This window comes from Mycobacterium asiaticum (assembly GCF_001673365.1).
Taxonomy (GTDB): domain Bacteria; phylum Actinomycetota; class Actinomycetes; order Mycobacteriales; family Mycobacteriaceae; genus Mycobacterium; species Mycobacterium asiaticum_A.
On the sequence record NZ_LZLS01000148.1, the window covers coordinates 1 to 849 of the forward strand.

Here is an 849-nt window from a genome sequence, read left to right on the forward strand (position 1 = left end):
GGCCGGCGGCGACTGGGTGAACGCGATCGCGGACGCCACAGGTAACGGCACCGACGGCGGTCCCGGCGTCGGAAACACAAACGGCGCTGACGGGCCGAACGGCGCCAGCCACCCCTAAGGGTTAGTCACTGAGGGGTACACGGTAGCCGCGGTCGGCGCGAAGGCTCGGCCGCGGTTGCCGTTTGGGAGATGCACTTAGGTTGTGGCGTATCACGATACGCAGCAAGTTTGTGAGAACGAATTGTTCTATGCCCCAATGTGTTTAAGCTCCGATATGTTGCTGCTGGTTGGCTAGTTGTTGGTTGGTGGCGATCTTGATGAGTCACGTCAGGTCAGGCCAGTAGGTTCCCCGGAGGGCACGATCAAAGCTGTCCGATCTATCTCGGTCGGGCGAAAGTTGAAAGGGCCGCTAAGTAGGCGGCGCGCACACCGTCGCGATGCGCGAATCGTCACACGACTTGCAGGTCGGCTGGAATTCGCTCTGGGTCACGCCAGAAGGCATCGCTGACAAAGCGATTGAACAAATCAGGGGGCAGCACGGTGTCGCGGGGTTCAGCTTTGACCGCGGGACGTACGGTGTGCAGACCCGGTGTGCCGGCGCGCTCGTCGAACTCGGTCACGTCGTATTCGACGTGGCTGAAATCGTGATCGAAGGCCGGTTCACCGATAAAGGTGTAGATGGCCTGCATCGCTTTGGCTGGGTCGGTAGTGAGGGTTTCGTACTGCAGCACCAACAGTCGATCCCGTTGTGCGCCATAGCAAGCCTGCTTGAGGCCATCGTAGGGAGCGCCGACCATGCCCGTCGGGGCCACTACTTGTTTGGCGCGGGTATAGACCGTGCCGCCGGCG

1 protein-coding gene is annotated in these 849 nt (G+C 61.2%); it reads right to left on the minus strand.

Annotated features, from left to right (window positions below):
* Window positions 1-449: 449 nt before the first annotated feature.
* On the minus strand, window positions 450-849 hold a 400-nt coding region (locus tag A5634_RS15600), incomplete at its 5' end, for a sulfotransferase domain-containing protein (protein WP_172831712.1).